This is a genomic window from Limnohabitans sp. TS-CS-82 (assembly GCF_002943475.1).
Map to the genome: position 1 here is coordinate 118,535 of NZ_PTQX01000009.1, position 19,427 is coordinate 137,961.

The following is a 19,427-nucleotide window of genomic DNA, read 5'->3' on the forward strand; positions in this document are numbered from 1 at the left end:
TCCTTAAGTTATTTTGCCGGCCGCCGTATCAGGTACGGCCAGGGGACGTGATGTCGGTGGATATTTTAAATCAACGACGCTCTAAACCAGCAGGTGGCCAGCTCTCGAGCTTCATGCCCAAGGTCAAACCACGTGAAGCCAGAACTTCTTTGATTTCATTGAGAGATTTACGACCCAAGTTAGGCGTCTTCAACAGCTCGTTTTCGCTACGCTGGATCAAATCACCAATGTAGTAAATGTTTTCTGCTTTGAGGCAGTTGGCGGAACGAACGGTGAGTTCGAGCTCGTCAACAGGACGCAACAGGATTGGATCGAAGTTTTGTGTATTGCCTGAACCTGAAGAGGCAGATGTACCAGCCGCTTCTTCGTCGCTCAATTGTGCGAACACTTTGAGTTGCTCAACCAAAATCTTTGACGATGCACGCACGGCATCTTCGGCAGAAATCGCACCGTTGGTTTCGATCTCCATGACCAAACGGTCCAGATCTGTACGTTGCTCAACGCGGGCGTTTTCAACGCTATAGCTCACACGGCTAACAGGCGAGAACGATGCGTCCAACACGATGCGACCGATCGATTTGCTTGGCTCTTCGCCATAACGACGCACAGTACCAGGCACATAGCCACGACCTGTTTCAACTTTGAGTTGGATGTCAATCTTGCCGCCTTGCGACAAGTTGGCAATCACGTGCTCAGGGTTGATGATTTCAACATCGTGCGGTGTTTGAATGTCAGCAGCAGTGATGGGGCCTTCGCCGTCTTTGCGCAAGCTCAAAGTGACTTCGTCACGGTTGTGCAACTTGAACACAACACCTTTGAGGTTCAACAAAATGTTGACCACATCTTCTTGCACGCCATCAATGGATGAGTATTCGTGCACAACGCCTGCGATGGTGACTTCAGTCACTGCGTAGCCAACCATAGACGACAGCAAAACGCGACGCAATGCGTTGCCCAATGTGTGTCCATAGCCACGCTCAAACGGCTCCAAGGTGACCTTGGCGCGGTTGTGACCCAGTTGCTCGACGTGGATGTTTTTAGGTTTCAGCAAATTAGTTTGCATTCAGATTTCCTCTCAATACCCCCGGCTCGTTACACCGGTAAGGCAGGGTGTCTGGACCACGCTGCGCGAGCAGGCAGCGTGGGGTGCGTTAGGTTGAAAACTTCAACCAGAATTAACGCGAATACAGTTCGACGATCAGCGATTCGTTGATGTCGGCTGCAAATTCATCACGGTCAGGTGACTTCTTGAAAGTACCTTCCGCTTTTTCAGCATTCACTTCCACCCAAGCAGGCATGCCCACTTGTTTGGCCAGCTCGAGAGCTTCCAAAACACGGCCTTGCTTCTTGGATTTTTCACGAACAGCGATCACGTCACCGGCTTTGACCAAGTACGAAGGAATGTTCACTTGATTACCGTTAACGGTAATGGCCTTGTGAGAAACCAACTGACGTGCTTCAGCGCGTGTGGAACCAAAGCCCATGCGGTACACGACGTTGTCCAAACGTGACTCAAGGATGAACAACAAGCTAGCACCTGTGTTGCCCTTTTGGCGGTCGGCTTGTGCAAAGTAGCGGCGGAACTGACGCTCCAAAACACCGTACATACGCTTGACTTTTTGCTTTTCGCGCAATTGCAAACCGTAGTCAGACGTGCGCTGACCGGATGTGCGACCGTGTTGGCCTGGCTTGGTGTCGAATTTTGACTTGTCAGCGATAGAGCGACGTGCGCTCTTCAAGAACAGGTCGGTGCCTTCACGGCGTGAGAGTTTGGCCTTGGGGCCGAGGTAACGTGCCACTTGAAATTCCTTCTTTAATCATCTGCTCACAAAAAGTGAGGAGCCGCTGGTAGTGATACCAGCGGCGGTGGGCTTGTGGTTAACAATAAAAGCGAAACGCTTAGATGCGACGACGCTTCTGTGGACGGCAGCCGTTATGCGGCACAGGCGTCACGTCAGCAATCGAATTGATGCGAATGCCCAATGCAGCCAAAGCGCGCACTGAAGATTCACGACCAGGACCTGGACCTTTGATTTCAACATCGAGGTTTTTGATACCTTGATCAACAGCAGCGCGGCCAGCGACTTCAGATGCTACTTGAGCAGCAAATGGGGTCGACTTGCGTGAGCCTTTGAAACCTTGACCACCCGACGATGCCCATGACAAGGCATTGCCTTGGCGGTCAGTGATCGTGATGATGGTGTTATTGAACGAAGCATGCACGTGTGCAATGCCATCGGCAATATTTTTACGAACTTTTTTACGGACGCGCGATGCGGCGCCGCTAGGTGATTTAGCCATTGTTCTGCCTCAATCCTGTTATTTCTTCAGCGCTTGGGCTGCTTTACGCGGACCCTTGCGTGTGCGTGCGTTGGTACGCGTACGCTGACCACGCATTGGCAGACCACGGCGGTGACGGAAACCACGGTAGCAACCGATGTCCATCAAACGCTTGATGTTCATGGTCGTTTCACGACGCAAGTCGCCTTCGATCGTGAACTCAGCGATCTGGTCACGGATCTTTTCGAGGTCCGAGTCAGTCAGATCTTTGATCTTTTTTGCGTAATCAATGCCAGTTGCTTCGCAAATTTTGCGAGCGCGTGTGCGACCAATACCAAAAATAGCGGTGAGGCCAATTTCAGTGTGTTTGTGCGGCGGAATGTTAATGCCAGCGATACGTGCCATGTGCGTCCTCTTTAAACCAGTTCAATCAGCCTTGACGCTGTTTGTGGCGTGGATCTGTACAGATCACACGAACCACGCCCTTGCGGCGGATGATTTTGCAGTTGCGGCAAATTTTCTTGACCGAAGCCGAAACTCTCATTTCATTCTCCTAAAACCCAATTTTACCTCACCCCCATCGAAGGGATGAGACACCTGTTATTCGATTCTTCAACCGAGCGTTGTTTTGAAACTGGCCTTTTTAAGCAGTGAGTCATACTGCTGGCTCATCATGTAGTTCTGCACCTGAGCCATAAAGTCCATGGTGACAACCACAATGATCAACAACGAAGTTCCACCGAAGTAAAACGGGACGTTGTATTTCAAAATCAAAAACTCGGGCAACAAGCATACAAAAGTGATGTACACGGCACCTGCTAAGGTGAGTCGAACCAAAATCTTGTCGATGTACTTGGCGGTGTGCTCGCCTGGACGAATACCAGGAACAAATGCACCGCTTTTCTTCAAGTTATCTGCTGTTTCACGGCTGTTGAACACCAACGCTGTGTAGAAAAAGCAGAAGAAAACAATAGCTGCGGCATACAACATCACATAGACAGGCTGTCCAGGTGCTAATGCAGCAGAAATATCTTTGAGCCAAACCATGCTGTCACCGGAACTGAACCAGCTGACCACGGTTGCAGGCAACAAAATGATCGACGAAGCAAAGATGGGAGGAATAACGCCTGCCATGTTCAACTTCAGTGGCAAGTGCGAAGACTGACCACCATAAACCTTATTACCCACTTGGCGACGCGCATAGTTCACCAAGATCTTACGCTGACCGCGTTCGACGAACACGACGAAGTAAGTCACCATCGCCACAACGACAACGATCAACAACGCAATCAAAATACTCATAGCACCGGTGCGAACCAATTCCAGCAGACCACCCACTGAATTCGGCAAACCAGCAGCGATGCCAGCAAAAATCAGGATCGAAATACCGTTACCCAAACCACGCTCTGTAATCTGCTCGCCCAACCACATCAGGAACATAGTTCCAGCAGTCAAACTCACCATAGCGGTCATACGGAAACCAAAACCAGGCACATTCACCAAGCCTGCTGAAGCTTCTAAAGCCAAAGCAATACCCATGGACTGGAACAATGCCAAACCCAAGGTGCCATAACGCGTGAATTGCGTGATCTTGCGACGACCTGCTTCGCCTTCTTTTTTGAGCTGCTCCAGCGAGGGCAACACATAAGTCAGCAACTGCATGATGATCGATGCAGAGATGTAAGGCATGATGCCCAATGCGAACACCGTGAAACGCGATAGCGCTCCGCCGGAGAACATATTGAACAAACTCAAAATACCGCCCTGCTGACCTTTAAACAACTGCTGGAGTTGGTTAGGGTCAATGCCGGGCACAGGAATATGCGCACCCACGCGGTAGACGACCAAAGCCAGCAGTAAAAAGATCAGTCGACGACGCAAATCGCCGAACTTATCTGCATTACCGACGGATGAAGGATTCGTTGCCACGGAGTGCTATTCCTAATTAGTGTGCTTAAGCGACAGTGCCGCCAGCAGCTTCGATCGCAGCTTTAGCACCAGCAGTAGCGCCAATGCCGTTCAACTTCACAGCTTTGGTCAGTTCGCCAGTTTTGACGACCTTCACAACGCGTGCAATGTGTGCAACCAAACCAGCTTCTTTCAAGCTGTTCATGTCAACTTCTGCAGCACCCAACTGCTCGAGAGCAGCCAAAGTAACTTCAGCGTTGTACTTCAAAGTTGTTGACTTGAAGCCGCGCTTAGGCAAACGGCGTTGCAAAGGCATTTGACCGCCTTCGAAACCAACCTTGTGGTAGCCGCCTGAACGCGACTTCTGACCTTTGTGACCACGGCCGGCAGTTTTGCCGAGACCGGAGCCAATGCCGCGACCGACACGACGCTTGGCGTGTTTAGCGCCAGGTGCGTGTTTGATGTTATTGAGTTCCATCTTCAACCTTTACAGCACTTTGACCAGATAGCTGATCTTGTTGATCATGCCGCGCACTTCGGGGGTGTCTTGCAGCTCGCTCACAGAATTGAGCTTGCGCAAACCCAAACCACGGACAGTGGCACGGTGCGATTCTTTGGTACCAATCGGGCTACGAACCAGTTGGATTTTCACAGTTTGTGGGGTAGTCATCGAATGCTCCGGGATTAGGCGAAGATGTCTTCGACGGTCTTGCCACGCTTAGCTGCGACTTCCGAAGCAGTTGTAGCGTTGTTCAAGGCATCCAAAGTCGCACGAACCATGTTGTAAGGGTTCGACGTACCGTGGCTCTTTGCCACGATGTCTGTGATGCCCATGACTTCAAACACAGCGCGCATTGGACCGCCTGCGATGATGCCGGTACCCTTAGGGGCTGGAATCATCATGACGTTTGCAGCACCGTGGTGACCATGCACCTTGTGGTGAATGGTGCCGTTTTTCAACGACACTTTGGTCATGTTGCGGCGCGCTTCTTCCATCGCCTTTTGCACAGCAGCTGGCACTTCTTTCGACTTGCCCTTGCCCATGCCAACGCGACCATCGCCATCACCAACAACGGTCAAGGCTGCGAAACCGAGAATACGGCCGCCCTTCACCACTTTGGTCACGCGGTTGACCGCGATCATTTTTTCACGCAGACCGTCTTCTGGACCATCACCCTGCGTTTTAGCTTGAAATTTAGCCATTTGTAATTTCCAATTCGATTAGAACTGCAAGCCAGCTTCGCGGGCTGCGTCGGCCAAAGCCTTAACACGACCGTGATAAGCGAAACCGGAGCGATCAAACGCAACCTTCTCAACGCCAGCAGCTTTTGCTTTTTCAGCAATCAACTTGCCGATCACTTGGGCAGCATTGACGTTGCCGCCCTTGCCAGTTGCGCCAAGCGCTTTGCGCACATCGACTTCGGCCGTAGATGCTGTTGCCAACACTTTGGTGCCGCAACCAGAAATCACGCTGGCGTAAATGTGCAAATTGGTACGGTTCACCATCAAACGCGCGACGCCTTGGTTGGCGATACGGATGCGAGTTTGACGTGCCCGGCGAAGACGCTGCTCTTTTTTGGTCAACATGGTGCAGCTCCTTATTTCTTCTTGGTCTCTTTGATCGTGATCTTCTCATCCGAATAACGGATGCCCTTGCCTTTGTAAGGCTCAGGAGGACGAATCGCACGAATCTCAGCGGCCACTTGGCCCACGCGTTGACGGTCAGCACCTTTGATGATGATTTCCGTAGCAGCAGGCGTTTCAACCTTGATGCCTTCAGGCATGTCTTTGTTCACGGGGTGAGAAAAACCCACCGCCAAGTTGAGCTTGGTACCTTGCGCAGCGGCTTTGTAGCCCACGCCAACCAACAACAACTTCTTTTCAAAGCCTTTGGTCACACCGGTCACCATGTTGTTGACCAACTGGCGCAATGTGCCGCTCATGGCATTTGCTTCACGTGAATCGTCAACTGGCGTGAATGTCACTTGACCAGCTTCGTTAACAACCTTCACCAAAGCGTGAGAAGCAACCGACAGCGCGCCGCCGGTACCTTTGACACTGATGAGCTGGCTGTTGATTGACACGTCCACACCTTGGGGGACGGTCACAGGCATTTTTCCTACTCGGGACATTTCAGTCTTTCCTTTAGGCTGCGGTTAAGCGACGTAGCACAACACTTCGCCACCGACACCGGTAGCGCGCGCTTTGCGATCTGTCATCACGCCTTGGGGCGTAGTCACGATAGCCACGCCCAAGCCATTCATGACTTGAGGGATAGCATCGCAGCCTTTGTAAACGCGCAAACCGGGACGGCTCACACGCTCAATACGTTCAATCACTGGACGACCTGCGTAGTACTTGAGAGTAATCTCAAGCTCAGTCTTGCCAGCGTCTTTTTTAATTTGAAAACCGTCGATATAGCCTTCGTCTTTCAGCACTTGCGCGATAGCGATCTTCACTTTGGAAGAAGGCACCATCACAGTGGGCTTAGCCACCATTTGCGCATTGCGAATACGAGTCAGCAAGTCGGCGATTGGATCACTCATGCTCATGTTGAATCTCCTGCCTATTACCAGCTGGCTTTGGTGATACCGGGAATGTTGCCTTGGAAGGCTAATTCACGGATCTTGGCTCGGCCGAGGCCAAATTGGCGGAATGTCCCACGGGGACGTCCGGTGATAGCGCAACGATTGCGCTGACGCGTTGGGTTTGCGTTGCGTGGCAGCTTTTGCAGACCCAGACGGGCAGCGGCGCGCTCTTCATCGCTACGCTTAAAGTCGTTGGCAATTGCCTTCAACTCTGCATGCTTGGCAGCGAACTTGGCAACCAGACGGTCTCGCTTGAGCTCGCGCTCGATCAATGCTTGTTTAGCCATGTTCGACCTCAGTTCTTGAACGGAAAACGGAAACCAGCGAGAAGCGCTTTGCACTCTTCGTCAGTCTTGGCCGTTGTCGTGATGCTGATGTTGAGGCCGCGCAGTGCGTCGACTTTGTCGTACTCAATCTCAGGGAAAATAATCTGCTCTTTAACGCCGATGTTGTAGTTACCACGGCCATCGAACGCACGACCAGAAATACCACGGAAGTCACGAACGCGAGGCAAAGCCACGGTCACGAAACGATCCAGGAATTCGTACATTTGCACGCCGCGCAATGTAACCATACAACCAATAGGCTGCTGCTCACGGATTTTAAAACCCGCAATCGCTTTCTTAGCCTTGGTCACCACAGGTTTTTGGCCTGCGATTTTGGTCAAATCGCTCACGGCGTTGTCCATGACTTTCTTGTCAGCGACAGCTTCGCTCACACCCATGTTCAACGTGATTTTTGTCAAACGCGGAACTTGCATGGGCGATGTGTAACCGAACTTAGCGGTCAACTCAGGAGCCACTTTTTCGCGATAGTGTTGTTGCAGTCGTGCCATGCTTATGCCGCCTTGATTTCTTCGCCGCTGGACTTGTAGACGCGCACTTTATTGCCGTCAGCCAGAACCTTGATACCAACTCGATCAGCCTTACCCGTTGCAGCGTTATAAATCGCCACGTTGGACTGATGAATTGGCATTGTTTTTTCAACGATGCCGCCTTGCGTGCCAGCCATTGGGTTTGGCTTGGTGTGTTTTTTCACCAAGTTAATGCCATCGACCACCAAGTGGCTGTCATCACTGCGCAGCGATACAACGCCACGCTTGCCTTTGTCACGCCCAGCGAGGACGATGACTTGGTCGCCTTTGCGAATCTTGTTCATGATGTGCCCTTACAGAACTTCAGGAGCCAAGGACACGATCTTCATGAACTTCTCAGTGCGCAACTCGCGCGTCACTGGGCCAAAGATACGGGTGCCGATAGGCTCCAATTTGGCATTGAGCAAAACTGCTGCATTGCCGTCGAATTTAACGAGCGAACCGTCACCGCGGCGAATGCCTTTGGCAGTACGAACCACCACAGCACTGTAAACCTCGCCTTTTTTGACGCGGCCACGTGGCGCAGCTTCTTTGATGCTCACTTTGATGATGTCGCCCACGCTTGCGTAGCGACGCTTAGAACCGCCGAGCACCTTGATGCACAAAACGGACTTTGCGCCGGTGTTGTCAGCGACATCTAACCGAGATTCAGTCTGGATCATTTATATATTCCCAACTTGCATCAGCGTTTGCAGAACTTGCGCTCCACACCCAACCGATCAGTCTTGGGCCCGTCATCCACGCTGCAAACCACTCGCAACGCTTCTACTTGGGCAGATAACTCCGCTTTTTGAGCGGAGCCGCAGATTATGGCACAACTATTTGGGCCGCGTCAATTTATTTCACAAAATTTTTCTAGTCGCCTTTTGCGCACTTTAAAGTCTGCGACACAATCTCTCTCATGCCCCATACAGACACAACCTCATCCACCCTCGCTTTTATTGGGGGTGGCAACATGGCCAGCGCCATCATTGGCGGACTGATCAAGCAAGGTACACCTGCCGAAAGCATCTTGGTCATTGAACCCTTCGAAGAAGCGCGTCAGCGAATTGAACGTGAATTCAAGATCAAAACACACCCGACAGCAGGGCCCGAACTAGAAAAAGCGAGTTTGGTCATTTGGGCCGTCAAACCACAAGTTTTTAAAGAAGCCGCCTTGCAGACGGGCCGTTTTTGCAAACAGGCGCTTCATTTGAGTGTCGCAGCAGGCATTCGCAGCGACAGCATTGCCCAATGGCTGCGATCAGAGCGCGTGGTTCGCGCAATGCCCAACACGCCTGCCTTGGTAGGCCTCGGGCAAACCGGCTTATTTGCCCGCCCAGCCGTCACGCCAGCCGATAAGCAGTGGATTGAACGTATCGTGGCGACCACCGGCCAGCACCTTTGGGTAGATGACGAAACCTTGCTTGACGCCGTGACGGCCATTTCAGGCTCAGGACCGGCCTATGTCTTCTTCTTCATCGAAGCCATGGTGGAAGCTGGCGTCAACATGGGCCTCACCCAAGCACAAGCCCATCAACTCGCCGTCGGCACTTTTGTGGGCGCCTCTGAATTGGCCCGCAGCGCCAGCGAACCACCCGCCATTCTTCGCGAACGCGTGACCTCGAAAGGCGGCACCACGTATGCGGCCATCACAGCCATGCAAGAAGCTGGCATTTCTGCCCAGTTCCAAGCGGCATTGGTCGCGGCCCAGCAGCGCGCGGCCGAAATGGGCCAAGCATTTGGCGATTAAGCAGTACTAACCAATGCGACAATGACCGCACAAGTCTCTGAACAACTTTTCAACATGAACAATTTCATCATCTCTCTCGCCTCAGTAGCCGCTTTGGCGCTTCCTTTGGCTGTTTCAGCACAAGCCGTTGCGCCTGCCACCATGCCTGTCGCTCCAGCGCCGCAAGTTGCGCCTGCCGTGCAAGCCCCTCAAGCTGCCCCAGCCCCCACCTACAAAGCTGAGCCTTATGTCGCCCCAAAGGCAGACAAAAAAGCCAAGAAAAAGAAACATAAAAAGGCTAAAAAAGCCAAGAAAGCCAAAGCCCACTAATCAGCGGCTGGCTTTCTGAAAGTTAAAAAGCGCTTGGTCTCCCAAGCGCTTTTTTCATGGGCGCATTGAAACCGTCAAGCGCGCAAAGCAAAGCCAACTGCGATGCCAGCAAACACCGTCGCGCCCAGCCAATGGTTGAGTCGAAACGCCCGAAAGCATCCATCGCGGGTTCGTTCGCGGATAAGCACAAAGTGCCACAACGCCTGCGCCGTCGCAGCGGTCAACGCCACGCCCCACGGCCAGCCCAACTGTTGATCGACCAAAAGAAATGCCCAGCCCGCGAGGTACACGGCGTAAAAGCCCATCACGGCGGCAACATCGAATCGACCCAACGTGATGGCCGATGTCTTCATACCAATGCGCAGGTCGTCATCCCGATCGACCATCGCGTACTCGGTGTCGTAAGCGAGGACCCAAAACAAATTGAACGCAAGAAGCGCCCATGCTTGCCAGGGCACCACGTTGCTCAAGGCTTGAAATGTCAAGGTCTGCCAAGCCATGCCCGCGCCATGCACCACGGCAAACGCCATCGGAATGCCAAAGCTAAACGCCACACCCAACACGGCTTGAGGCATCGACACATGACGTTTGGCATAGGGATACACCAGCGTCACCGCCAGCGCTGCAAATGACCAAGCCACAGCCGCCGCATTGGTGGTCAACACCAGCACAAAAGCCAACGCAGCCAGCACCGCCCCCACAGCCAACGCCTCGCGAACAGACACCGCCCCACGCGTCACAGGCCGCTGTGCCGTGCGCTTCACATGCCGATCAAACTCACGATCAGCGACATCGTTGACGCAGCAACCTGCGCTGCGCATCAAAATAGTCCCGAGCACAAACACAGCCAGCGCGTGCCAGCCCGGCCACCCGCCTGCGGCCAACCACAAGGCAGACAACGAAGGCCACAGCAGCAACATCCAGCCCGCAGGGCGGTTCCAACGAATCAAATCCAAATACAAAGCCAAGCGTTCACGCATACCCAGATCTCACGACAATCGGTTCACGCCCGGCAATTCGCAGGCATAAATGGCATTGCGCAACGCGGCAATGGCTTCGTATCGGGTAAAGCTGCGCCGCCAAGCCAACACCACGCGGCGCGTCGGTGGCGCCACGCCCTCAGCATCCACGATAGGCAAATAACGCACATAGGTTTCTTCACTCTTCTTGCGCTTTTGAGGCTCTAGCGCCTCCTTGGGCACACTCAAACGCGGCACCAAAGTCACGCCCATCCCAGCTGCAACCATGTGCTTGATGGTCTCCAGCGAAGAGCCTTCGAAGCTTTTACGGATGCCCTCGGCATGGCTAGAAAAGCGTGCGAACTCAGGGCAAACCTCCAACACATGGTCTCGAAAACAATGCCCATTGCCCAACAGCAACATGGTTTCGTTCTTCAGTTCTTCGGCGTTGATTTGGTGCAACGCGGCGAAAGGATGGTTGCTCGGCACCGCGGCCATAAAGGGCTCGTCATACAACGACGCGGTGGCCAAGCCTGTATCTGGGAAAGGCTCGGCCATGATGGCGCAATCGATCTCGCCGGTGCGCAACATTTCCAACAACTTGACGGTGAAGTTCTCTTGCAGCATCAAGGGCATTTGCGGGGTCTGCTTGATGTTTTGACGCACCAAGGCGGGCAGCAAATACGGCGCAATGGTGTAGATCACGCCAAGGCGCAAAGGCCCTGCCAGCGGATCTTTGCCGCGTTTGGCAATCTCTTTGATGCTGGCCGCTTGCTCCAACACACTTTGCGCTTGGCGAACAATTTCCTCACCCAAACTGGTGACAGCCACCTCGTTCGCGCTGCGCTCGAACAGCTTGACCTCCAGCTCTTCCTCCAGCTTTTTGATCGCCACCGACAGCGTGGGCTGCGAGACAAAGCAAGCATCGGCCGCACGGCCAAAGTGTTTTTCACGGGCCACGGCCACGATGTATTTGAGTTCAGTCAGCGTCATGCGTTCAAGCTTTCAAGAAGTCCGATTTTCCACCCAACCAGCGGGCCACATGCTGCTCGGCTTGGCGCGGGTACTGGTCCAGCATCTTCGGCGCCAACTCACGGGCCCATTCCAGCAGTTCAACATCCTCGGCCAAGTCGGCAAAACGCAGCAGCGCGGCCCCCGATTGGCGGGCTCCTAAAAACTCACCGGGTCCGCGAATTTCCAAATCTCGACGCGCGATCTCAAAACCATCGGTGGTCTCCACCATGGCTTTGAGGCGTTCACGGGCCGTCTCACTCAAGCGCCCGCTGTCACCGGTGGCGTACATCAGCACGCACGCGGAAGCCGCCGCGCCACGCCCCACGCGGCCACGCAGCTGATGGAGTTGCGACAAGCCAAAACGCTCGGCATGCTCAATCACCATCAACGACGCATTGGGCACATCGACCCCCACCTCAATCACCGTGGTGCTGACCAGCACCGCCATTTGCCCGCTTTCAAACTTGGCCATTTCAGCCTTCTTGTCAGCCGTCGGCATGCGCGAATGCAACAAGCCGACCAACACGGGCGTACTGCCGGGCGGGTTCAGCGCCTCGGTCAGCAAGGCATGCGTTTCGGTGGCGTTGGTCAAGTCAATCGCTTCGCTCTCCTCAATCAACGGACAGACCCAATACACCTGCCGACCTTGGTCAATTTGGTGGCGAATGCGCTCGATCAACTCATCGCGACGACTCTCGGAGACCAAACGCGTGACGATCGGGGTGCGGCCGGGCGGCAACTCGTCCAAGGTGGACACATCCAAGTCCGCGTAATAGCTCATGGCCAAGGTGCGGGGAATGGGCGTGGCGCTCATCATCAACATGTGCGGCTCTTGCTGCACCGCAGCGGCAGACGACTCAGGGGTTTGCATTTTTTCGCGCAGCGCCAAACGCTGCGCCACACCAAAGCGGTGCTGCTCGTCAATGATGGCCAAGGCCAAGTTTTTGAACTTCACTTGCTCTTGAATCACCGCGTGCGTGCCCACCACCAACGCGGCTTCACCGCTGGCGATGAGTCCCAACATTTCAGTGCGCTCTTTTTTCTTTTGACTACCGGTCAGCCACGCCACGCGTTTGCCCAGCGGCGACAGCAAGGGCTCAAGCCAGCCAATGAGCTTGCGAAAGTGCTGCTCCGCCAAAATCTCGGTGGGTGCCATCAAGGCGCATTGCCAGCCCCCATCCATGGCCACGGCGGCGGCCAGCGCGGCCACCACGGTTTTGCCCGAACCCACATCGCCTTGCAGCAAGCGGTGCATGGGCACTTGACGCATCAGGTCTTGGGCCAACTCCTCGCCCACACGCCGCTGCGCCCCTGTCAAAGCAAACGGCAGCACGCCCAACAGCTGCTCGTGCAAGCCGCCTGGGCGCAACGTCAAAGCAGGTGCGCGCAGCAAGTCGCGCGCACGTTTGGACTGCAACTGAGACAGCTGTTGCGCCAACAACTCTTCGGCCTTCAGGCGCTGCCAAGCAGGATGCGTACGGTCCTCCAACTGCGCCAGCGACACATCGGGCGTGGGGTGATGTAAAAAATGCAGCGACTGCGCCAGCCCCCAAGCGTCCACACGGCCGCCATTCGGTTCACGCCCTGTGCCATAACGCAACGTCGACGGCGGCATGGACTCTGGCGGAATCGTCTCAGCAAACGCCCCGTGCCGCGCCGCATGCACCAAACCGCCATGCACCGCCTTGCGCAAATACACCTGCGGCAATCCGGCGGATGTGGGGTACACCGGCGTCAAGGCTTGTGGCAGCTCACCGCCCGCCGCATGAAAACTCGGGTGCATCATCGTGCGCCCCATGAACCCGCCTTTGACCTCGCCACGCAATCGCAAACGGTTACCCACCGCTAACGCTTTTTGTTGTGACGGGTAAAAGCTGAAAAACCGCAAGGTGCAGGTGTCAGACCCGTCATCCACCTCCACCAGCAACTGGCGCCGTGGTTTGTACGCAATTTCGCACGACACCACCGTGGCCTCGATCTGCACCGTATCGCCCTCGCGGGTATCGGCCAAGCGGACGATGCGGGTTTCGTCCTCGTAGCGCAGTGGCAGGTGCAGCGCCAAGTCGATGTCACGGTCGAGCCCAAGCTTGCGCAGCGCCTTTTGCGGCGCGGAAAGCGGCTTGTTTTCTGTTTTGACGGTGGGCTTAGCGGCTGGCATGGGCTGTGATTGTGCCCCGCCGCGTTGGCGCTAGAACTGGTAGCCCAATCGCACACCTAGACCATGACCACCGGCATCGCGGCTCGGGGATGCGGTGATATTTCGGTTGTACAAATCTAACGCGTTGTAACTCCACTGCACCGCGGTATAAAAGCCCTTGGCCCAGTCGTGACGCCAACTGGCGGACATGTTTTTGTTTTTGTAGACGTAGTAATTTCGGTCCGTGACGTAGCCAGGGTCTGGGTAATTCGTCACGGTGTACGAGTTATCGTAGGTGTAACGCGACACCGCAAAAGCGAAAACGTCTTGCGATGAATGCCAATAATTTATCTCAACCACATCTGAGCGACGTGCCAAATCAACACCGCCCAAATAGCTTGGCCAAACGCTGCCAGGTACCGATCGGTTGTTCGACAACATGTCATGTCGCAGTGTTTGTACGCGCACTTGCACTTGTGGCGACAGGTAAAACGCAGCACCTACAAACACCATGTTGTAAGTTTGATGCACGCGAAAAGGCTCCGTATTCCAACTCCCAAAGACATGCTCCGACTGATCGGCGCTGAGTAACCCGAGGCGGAATTCGGTAGCGGTCTCCAAATTTTGCGCGCTGATTGACAACCCTTTTTTGTTGTTCCGATCAATACGCGCGTTCGGATAAGGCACATTCGAAAACTCGGTCGTGTTGTAGTTCAGAAGCAATGGGCGATAAATGCCTGCCGCCCCTTGCACGCGATAGTTGCCAATAGGCGCATTCGCGTACACCTGCAAACCTGGCGCACCACCACTCGCGTCGCTGGTCGTTTTGACCATGCAAAACGGGTCGTTTTCACGCACCCAAGGAGAATCCACGTCGTACGTGCGGCACCAACTGGTTTTATAGCCGACAACCCCCGCCTTAAACCCCAAACTGGGTGACAACGACCAATCCAAACTCATTTCATCCACATGTGTACCCATCGCCTGATCAGCGCGAACTTTCAAGCTCAGCACGGCATTGCGATGCACTGTCATTTGGCCATCAAAGGTCAGCCAAGGCGACACCGACTTGTAATGCCACTCCGAATTCGTTGGCAACATCAGCAAAGTTTCTGGCGTTTTAGGGCTTAGGCGCCAAGCATCAACCCCCAGCTGTGCGACGTGTGTGCTGAACAAATCAGCGTCTTCGTCTAACACCTTCGCAGGCACATCCGCAGCAAAGACACACAAGCACCAGCACGCCAGCCACCGAGCTGCCAACACGCCCAAAGACCGTTGACAGACGAGTCGCCACCTACTTGCAACGAGAAATTGATGGTTAGACATAGGCAACAAGTACTGAGTAAACTTTATTGAAACAATTGTTACCTATTTTTAATTCTAAAAAACTACATTAATGTCATGAAATACAAAATTTGGACCTTCACTTTATCGACCTTATTCGCTCTAAGTGGCTGTGGCGGAGGCGAAGACTGGGCAAGCAAAGACCCGAGCGCAATAGCAGCGTCGCCCAACAGCTTTGACATTGCTGGTGGCTGGAAACAATTGGTGTTGAAGGGATACACCAAAACACTGCATTTCCCGCTAACCAACAGCACATGCGAAGGCTCTCTTCAAATCCTGCAAACGCCGGTCGAAATCTACGATGCAACAAGCTTTAAATATGCTTTTAAAAACACACTGTCCTACACGGAGCGTTACTACAGCTGTGACAGCTCAACCCCTCGTGCAACACTGAATGTCTACCAAAACAACTGGTTTTCACGAGATTACGGCAACTCATTCTTCTCGGTGAATGCTGACAGCGGGGATTGGGATACGCCTGCAGTTTTTCCCCAGGCAGCGCGCGTTGGTGAAATCGGCGTGATCGGGCAATTGACCAGTTACAACAGTACGGGTGCCGCTGCAGGGATAGAAAAATGGACGTACAGCATTGAAATAGACACGGCAACCACGGCAAAGTTCAGATTGCTCATGTCAGCCGTCGACGCTGCGGGTCAGTGGATCGGCAGCGAAGAAAATGTATTCAGAGTTGCACCAGACAACAACTTGACGCTGATTTCTGTTTCCAAAAAATATCCCAGCGGCTTTCATATCGAAGCCAAATAAACGGTCATCAAATTTGCATCACGACGTCAGCTGAACCTGCGCCTGCTCGCGCACCCGCTCAAACAACTCAAACACCGTCAGTCCCAAGCCCACTGCGATGACCTCCATCGCGTTGAGGGTTGGATTCGCCTGCCCGTTCTCAATGCGGCTGAGGTAGGTCTGATAGAAACCACACTTTTCACTGAACTCAACCTGCGTCATGCCATGTGCTTGCCGCAGAGCACGCACGCATTGGCCGAAGGATTGTTGGAGCGAAGGTTTCACGCATAGGAATGTCCCAATTTATGCCTAATTCACATACACACTAATTCACATATAAAATCAAAGCGACAAATTTATTCAACAAGGATGCTTATGCACGCACTCAAATTTTTAGCGCTTTTTTCAACTTGTACCTTAGTGGCATGCGGGGGCGGGGGTGGCGGCGGAAGCGGAACACCAGCCACACAACAATCGGCAGAAGGTGTGTGGGTCGGCACAACAACATCAAGCTCAGGAACGACGACACCTGCCATTGGTTTAGTTCTGGACAGTGGTGAATATTTCTTCGGATCGGGATCTGATTACTCCGGAGTGACCTTCGGCAACGCATCAGTTTCAGGCTCAACCATCACGTCATCAAATATGCGCGACTACTACCCTTCGTTGGGTCTGGTGTCAGGCACGTTCACGGGTTCCGTCACAACGGGAAGCAGCATGAACGTGAACATTTCCGAAACTGTCAATGGAACGGCTTACACGGGAACCGGCAGCTTGACATTTGACCCAACGTATAACGAGCCGTCGTCTTTAGCGACAATTGCTGGTACATATATCAGCCCGAGTGCATTTACCAATTCCTACACTTACACGGTTGACGCAAACGGTGTTCTTACTGGTGCATCGACTAGCTGTACCTTTGCAGGACAACTCACAGTTCGCAACAGCGCGAAAAACATTTACAACCTCTCACTCACGACAGGCAGCACCCCTGGTCACGTATGTGCCCCAGGGGCAAGAACACTACAAGGTGCCGCCACCTATGTCGTGATGCCCGGACGCTCACGTCGTGCATTGGTGCTCATCGGCATGGCAAGCGCCAGCAGCACTTACTACTGGGTAACGGCGGCTGGCGAAAAGCAATAAGTTTTCAGCACTGAAAACACCAAAAACAGCCGTGCGAAAATCACGGCTGTTTTTACTTGGAACGGGCCCGTCCGGCCCTCAAGCGCATGCTTCACACCTACACCCTCAGCGATTTCGATTTCCATCTGCCCGAGTCGCTGATCGCACAACACCCCGCCTCCGAACGCAGCGCCTCGCGCTTGCTCGATGGCCGCTCGGCCCACTTGGTCGACCGCACATTCAAAGACCTCCCCTCACTGCTCAAAGCTGGCGACTTGCTGGTGTTCAACGACACGCAAGTGGTGAAGGCCCGTTTGTTTGGCGAAAAGGCGACGGGCGGCAAGCTTGAACTCTTGGTCGAACGCGTGCTGACCAACCACGAGGTGGTGGCTCACATGAAGGTGAGCAAAAAGCCGCAAGTCGGTGCCGTGATGTACATGGCGGGTGGTTTGCGCAACGGCGGGTTCACCGCCACGCTCTTGGGCCGCTGGCCCAATGAAGACGGCCAACTGTTTCGCTTCAAGTTCAGCGACGAGCCGCACACCCTCATGCAACAGCACGGCCACATGCCGCTGCCGCCCTACATTGAACGCCACCAAAACACCGCTGACGCGCAGCACGAAACCGAAGCCGACAGAGCCGAGGACGAGCGCCGTTACCAAACCGTGTTTGCCAAACACCCCGGTGCCGCCGCGGCACCCACTGCCGCGCTGCACTTTGACGAGGGCGTGCTGCAAGGCCTAGAAGCGCAAGGCGTGTCACGCGCCAGCGTCACGCTGCATGTGGGCGCAGGTACGTTTCAGCCTGTCAAGACCGAGAACTTGGCTGAGCACCGCATGCACAGCGAGTGGTACAACATCCCGCCCGAAACCGTGCAAGCCATTGCCGACTGTCGCGCACGCGGTGGTCGCGTGGTGGCCGTGGGCACGACCAGTGTGCGCACGCTAGAGAGCTGGGCACAAAGTGGGCTGACGAGTGGCGACACGCAAATCTTCATCACACCCGGCTTTACGTTCAAGGTGGTGGATGTGTTGATCACCAACTTCCATTTGCCCAAGAGCACCTTGCTCATGTTGGTCAGTGCGTTTGCTGGCTTCGAGCACATGCACGCGCTGTACCGCCACGCCATTGCCCACCACTACCGATTCTTCAGCTACGGCGACGCCATGCTGCTAGAGAAAACCACCGCATCAAGAACCGCTTGAAAGACCGACCATGTTGAAGTTTGACGTTCTCACCAAAGACACCCCTGCCGCAGACGGCAGCTACGCGGGCAGCCACGCCCGCCGCGGCACGCTCACGCTCAACCACGGCGTGGTGCAAACACCCATCTTCATGCCCGTGGGCACCTACGGCACGGTCAAAGGCGTGATGCCACGTAGCCTCGAAGAAATGGGTGCACAAATCATTTTGGGCAACACCTTCCACCTGTGGATGCGCCCCGGCCTCGATGTGATGCAAAGCTTCGGCGGCCTGCACGACTTTGAGCGTTGGAACAAACCCATCCTCACCGACAGCGGCGGCTTTCAAGTGTGGTCGCTCGGTGCGATGCGCAAAATCACCGAAGAAGGTGTGACGTTCGCCTCGCCCGTCAACGGCGACAAGCTGTTCATGTCGCCCGAGGTGAGCATGCAAATTCAAACCACGCTCAACAGCGACATCGTGATGCAGCTCGACGAGTGCACACCCTATGAAACCAAAGGCCACCTCACCACGGAAGCAGAAGCCCGCAAGTCGATGGAGATGAGCCGCCGCTGGGCCGTGCGCAGCAAAGACGAATTTACGCGCTTAGAAAACCCCAACGCTTTGTTCGGCATCGTGCAAGGCGGCATGTTCACCAACTTGCGCCAAGAGTCGCTGGACGCATTGGTGGAGATGAACTTCCCCGGCTACGCCGTGGGCGGCGTGAGCGTGGGCGAACCCAAAGACCAAATGCTCGAAATCATGGCGCACACGCCCCACCGCTTGCCCGAAAACAAACCTCGCTACTTGATGGGCGTGGGCACCCCCGAAGACTTGGTGCAAGGCGTGGCCGATGGCGTGGACATGTTTGACTGCGTCATGCCCACACGCAATGCGCGCAACGGCACGCTGTTCACCCGCTTTGGCGATTTAAAAATTCGCAACGCCCGCCACAAAGCCGACCACGGCCCGCTCGATAGCACGTGCACCTGCTACACCTGCGCGGGCCACACACGTCCCGATGGCACCACCAGTGGTGGCTTTAGTCGCGCGTACCTGCACCACCTCGACCGTTGCGGCGAAATGCTTGGCCCCATGCTGACCACCGTGCACAACCTGCACTACTACCTCAACCTCATGCGCGAAGTGCGTGAGTCGTTAGAGGTAGGTCAGTTCGGTGCGTTCCGCGCCAAGTTCAAAGCAGACCGCGCACGCGGGGTTTAAGTCAAAG

The 19,427-nt window shown here is 54.5% G+C and carries 27 protein-coding genes; 6 read left to right on the forward strand and 21 right to left on the reverse strand.

From position 1 onward, the window contains the following. Positions 1-70: 70 nt before the first annotated feature. The 16 genes from rpoA to rplN all read right to left on the reverse strand — a co-directional run bounded on the left by rpoA (position 71) and on the right by rplN (position 8,312). Entirely contained in the window at positions 71-1,063 is a 993-nt protein-coding gene (gene rpoA, locus C5F52_RS17745) for a DNA-directed RNA polymerase subunit alpha (protein WP_104799698.1), read from the reverse strand. Positions 1,064-1,175: 112 nt separating this feature from the next. Continuing rightward, the gene (gene rpsD, locus C5F52_RS17750) at positions 1,176-1,799 is read right to left on the reverse strand and encodes a 30S ribosomal protein S4 (protein ID WP_100133808.1); all 624 of its coding nucleotides are present in this window, start codon (positions 1,797-1,799) and stop codon (positions 1,176-1,178) included. Positions 1,800-1,899: 100 nt separating this feature from the next. Then, complete coding sequence (gene rpsK / locus C5F52_RS17755) at positions 1,900-2,301, reverse strand: 30S ribosomal protein S11 (protein WP_100133809.1); 402 nt, start codon at positions 2,299-2,301, stop codon at positions 1,900-1,902. Between the two features lie 18 nt (positions 2,302-2,319). Next, on the reverse strand, positions 2,320-2,685 hold the full coding sequence (gene rpsM / locus C5F52_RS17760; protein WP_104799699.1) for a 30S ribosomal protein S13: 366 nt from the start codon (positions 2,683-2,685) through the stop codon (positions 2,320-2,322). A gap of 25 nt (positions 2,686-2,710) precedes the next feature. After that, a complete protein-coding gene (gene rpmJ, locus C5F52_RS17765; RefSeq protein WP_011481465.1) occupies positions 2,711-2,824 on the reverse strand; it encodes a 50S ribosomal protein L36 in 114 nt (37 codons plus the stop codon). A 68-nt stretch (positions 2,825-2,892) separates the two neighbouring features. Beyond that, complete coding sequence (secY, locus tag C5F52_RS17770; protein ID WP_104799700.1) at positions 2,893-4,209, reverse strand: preprotein translocase subunit SecY; 1,317 nt, start codon at positions 4,207-4,209, stop codon at positions 2,893-2,895. Positions 4,210-4,234: 25 nt separating this feature from the next. Beyond that, a complete protein-coding gene (gene rplO, locus C5F52_RS17775) occupies positions 4,235-4,666 on the reverse strand; it encodes a 50S ribosomal protein L15 (protein WP_100133812.1) in 432 nt (143 codons plus the stop codon). A gap of 9 nt (positions 4,667-4,675) precedes the next feature. Further along, entirely contained in the window at positions 4,676-4,858 is a 183-nt protein-coding gene (gene rpmD, locus C5F52_RS17780) for a 50S ribosomal protein L30 (RefSeq protein ID WP_104799701.1), read from the reverse strand. Positions 4,859-4,872: 14 nt separating this feature from the next. Beyond that, the gene (gene rpsE, locus C5F52_RS17785; RefSeq protein WP_100133814.1) at positions 4,873-5,391 is read right to left on the reverse strand and encodes a 30S ribosomal protein S5; all 519 of its coding nucleotides are present in this window, start codon (positions 5,389-5,391) and stop codon (positions 4,873-4,875) included. A gap of 18 nt (positions 5,392-5,409) precedes the next feature. Next, the gene (rplR, locus tag C5F52_RS17790) at positions 5,410-5,775 is read right to left on the reverse strand and encodes a 50S ribosomal protein L18 (protein ID WP_104799702.1); all 366 of its coding nucleotides are present in this window, start codon (positions 5,773-5,775) and stop codon (positions 5,410-5,412) included. Between the two features lie 11 nt (positions 5,776-5,786). Continuing rightward, positions 5,787-6,320 carry a 50S ribosomal protein L6 gene (rplF, locus tag C5F52_RS17795; RefSeq protein WP_104799703.1) on the reverse strand — a complete coding sequence of 178 codons (534 nt, stop codon included), beginning with the start codon at positions 6,318-6,320 and terminating at the stop codon, positions 5,787-5,789. 24 nt (positions 6,321-6,344) lie between these two features. Further along, entirely contained in the window at positions 6,345-6,740 is a 396-nt protein-coding gene (gene rpsH / locus C5F52_RS17800) for a 30S ribosomal protein S8 (RefSeq protein ID WP_100133817.1), read from the reverse strand. A 17-nt stretch (positions 6,741-6,757) separates the two neighbouring features. Further along, the gene (rpsN, locus tag C5F52_RS17805; RefSeq protein ID WP_100133818.1) at positions 6,758-7,063 is read right to left on the reverse strand and encodes a 30S ribosomal protein S14; all 306 of its coding nucleotides are present in this window, start codon (positions 7,061-7,063) and stop codon (positions 6,758-6,760) included. A gap of 8 nt (positions 7,064-7,071) precedes the next feature. Further along, complete coding sequence (gene rplE, locus C5F52_RS17810; protein ID WP_104799704.1) at positions 7,072-7,611, reverse strand: 50S ribosomal protein L5; 540 nt, start codon at positions 7,609-7,611, stop codon at positions 7,072-7,074. 2 nt (positions 7,612-7,613) lie between these two features. Further along, the gene (rplX, locus tag C5F52_RS17815; protein ID WP_104799705.1) at positions 7,614-7,934 is read right to left on the reverse strand and encodes a 50S ribosomal protein L24; all 321 of its coding nucleotides are present in this window, start codon (positions 7,932-7,934) and stop codon (positions 7,614-7,616) included. A gap of 9 nt (positions 7,935-7,943) precedes the next feature. Beyond that, entirely contained in the window at positions 7,944-8,312 is a 369-nt protein-coding gene (rplN, locus tag C5F52_RS17820; RefSeq protein ID WP_025596343.1) for a 50S ribosomal protein L14, read from the reverse strand. Positions 8,313-8,551: 239 nt separating this feature from the next. On the opposite strand from rplN, the gene proC reads away from it, so the two are divergent. Together proC and C5F52_RS17830 are read left to right on the forward strand one after the other, a co-directional pair. Beyond that, the gene (gene proC, locus C5F52_RS17825; protein ID WP_104799706.1) at positions 8,552-9,382 is read left to right on the forward strand and encodes a pyrroline-5-carboxylate reductase; all 831 of its coding nucleotides are present in this window, start codon (positions 8,552-8,554) and stop codon (positions 9,380-9,382) included. Between the two features lie 54 nt (positions 9,383-9,436). Beyond that, entirely contained in the window at positions 9,437-9,691 is a 255-nt protein-coding gene (locus C5F52_RS17830) for a hypothetical protein (protein ID WP_201747042.1), read from the forward strand. Positions 9,692-9,765: 74 nt separating this feature from the next. Here the strand turns inward: C5F52_RS17830 and C5F52_RS17835 are convergent, their stop codons facing one another. From C5F52_RS17835 to C5F52_RS17850, 4 genes are read right to left on the reverse strand one after another with little or no spacing between them, the layout of a single operon-like run. Next, entirely contained in the window at positions 9,766-10,671 is a 906-nt protein-coding gene (locus tag C5F52_RS17835) for a UbiA family prenyltransferase (RefSeq protein WP_104799707.1), read from the reverse strand. A 9-nt stretch (positions 10,672-10,680) separates the two neighbouring features. Further along, positions 10,681-11,643, reverse strand: a complete 963-nt coding sequence (locus tag C5F52_RS17840) for a LysR substrate-binding domain-containing protein (protein ID WP_104799708.1) — start codon at positions 11,641-11,643, stop codon at positions 10,681-10,683. Between the two features lie 4 nt (positions 11,644-11,647). Then, positions 11,648-13,822: an ATP-dependent DNA helicase RecG gene (gene recG, locus C5F52_RS17845; protein ID WP_104799709.1), complete on the reverse strand. Its 2,175-nt coding sequence runs from the start codon at positions 13,820-13,822 to the stop codon at positions 11,648-11,650. A gap of 30 nt (positions 13,823-13,852) precedes the next feature. Then, positions 13,853-15,031 (reverse strand): hypothetical protein, encoded by a 1,179-nt coding sequence (locus C5F52_RS17850; RefSeq protein WP_161499726.1) that lies wholly within the window; start codon positions 15,029-15,031, stop codon positions 13,853-13,855. A gap of 171 nt (positions 15,032-15,202) precedes the next feature. On the opposite strand from C5F52_RS17850, the gene C5F52_RS17855 reads away from it, so the two are divergent. Then, positions 15,203-15,910, forward strand: coding sequence for a hypothetical protein (locus C5F52_RS17855; RefSeq protein ID WP_104799711.1), 708 nt, complete (start codon positions 15,203-15,205; stop codon positions 15,908-15,910). Positions 15,911-15,928: 18 nt separating this feature from the next. Here the strand turns inward: C5F52_RS17855 and C5F52_RS17860 are convergent, their stop codons facing one another. Then, positions 15,929-16,174 (reverse strand): helix-turn-helix domain-containing protein, encoded by a 246-nt coding sequence (locus C5F52_RS17860; protein WP_104799712.1) that lies wholly within the window; start codon positions 16,172-16,174, stop codon positions 15,929-15,931. 90 nt (positions 16,175-16,264) lie between these two features. Here C5F52_RS17860 and C5F52_RS29730 point away from each other — a divergent pair, with 90 nt between their 5' ends. From C5F52_RS29730 to tgt, 3 genes are all read left to right on the forward strand, one after another. Continuing rightward, positions 16,265-17,035, forward strand: a complete 771-nt coding sequence (locus tag C5F52_RS29730) for a hypothetical protein (RefSeq protein WP_146100108.1) — start codon at positions 16,265-16,267, stop codon at positions 17,033-17,035. A gap of 86 nt (positions 17,036-17,121) precedes the next feature. Then, positions 17,122-18,219, forward strand: coding sequence for a tRNA preQ1(34) S-adenosylmethionine ribosyltransferase-isomerase QueA (gene queA / locus C5F52_RS17865; RefSeq protein WP_104799713.1), 1,098 nt, complete (start codon positions 17,122-17,124; stop codon positions 18,217-18,219). A gap of 10 nt (positions 18,220-18,229) precedes the next feature. Continuing rightward, positions 18,230-19,420, forward strand: a complete 1,191-nt coding sequence (tgt, locus tag C5F52_RS17870) for a tRNA guanosine(34) transglycosylase Tgt (protein ID WP_104799714.1) — start codon at positions 18,230-18,232, stop codon at positions 19,418-19,420. The last annotated feature ends 7 nt before the right edge of the window (positions 19,421-19,427 follow it).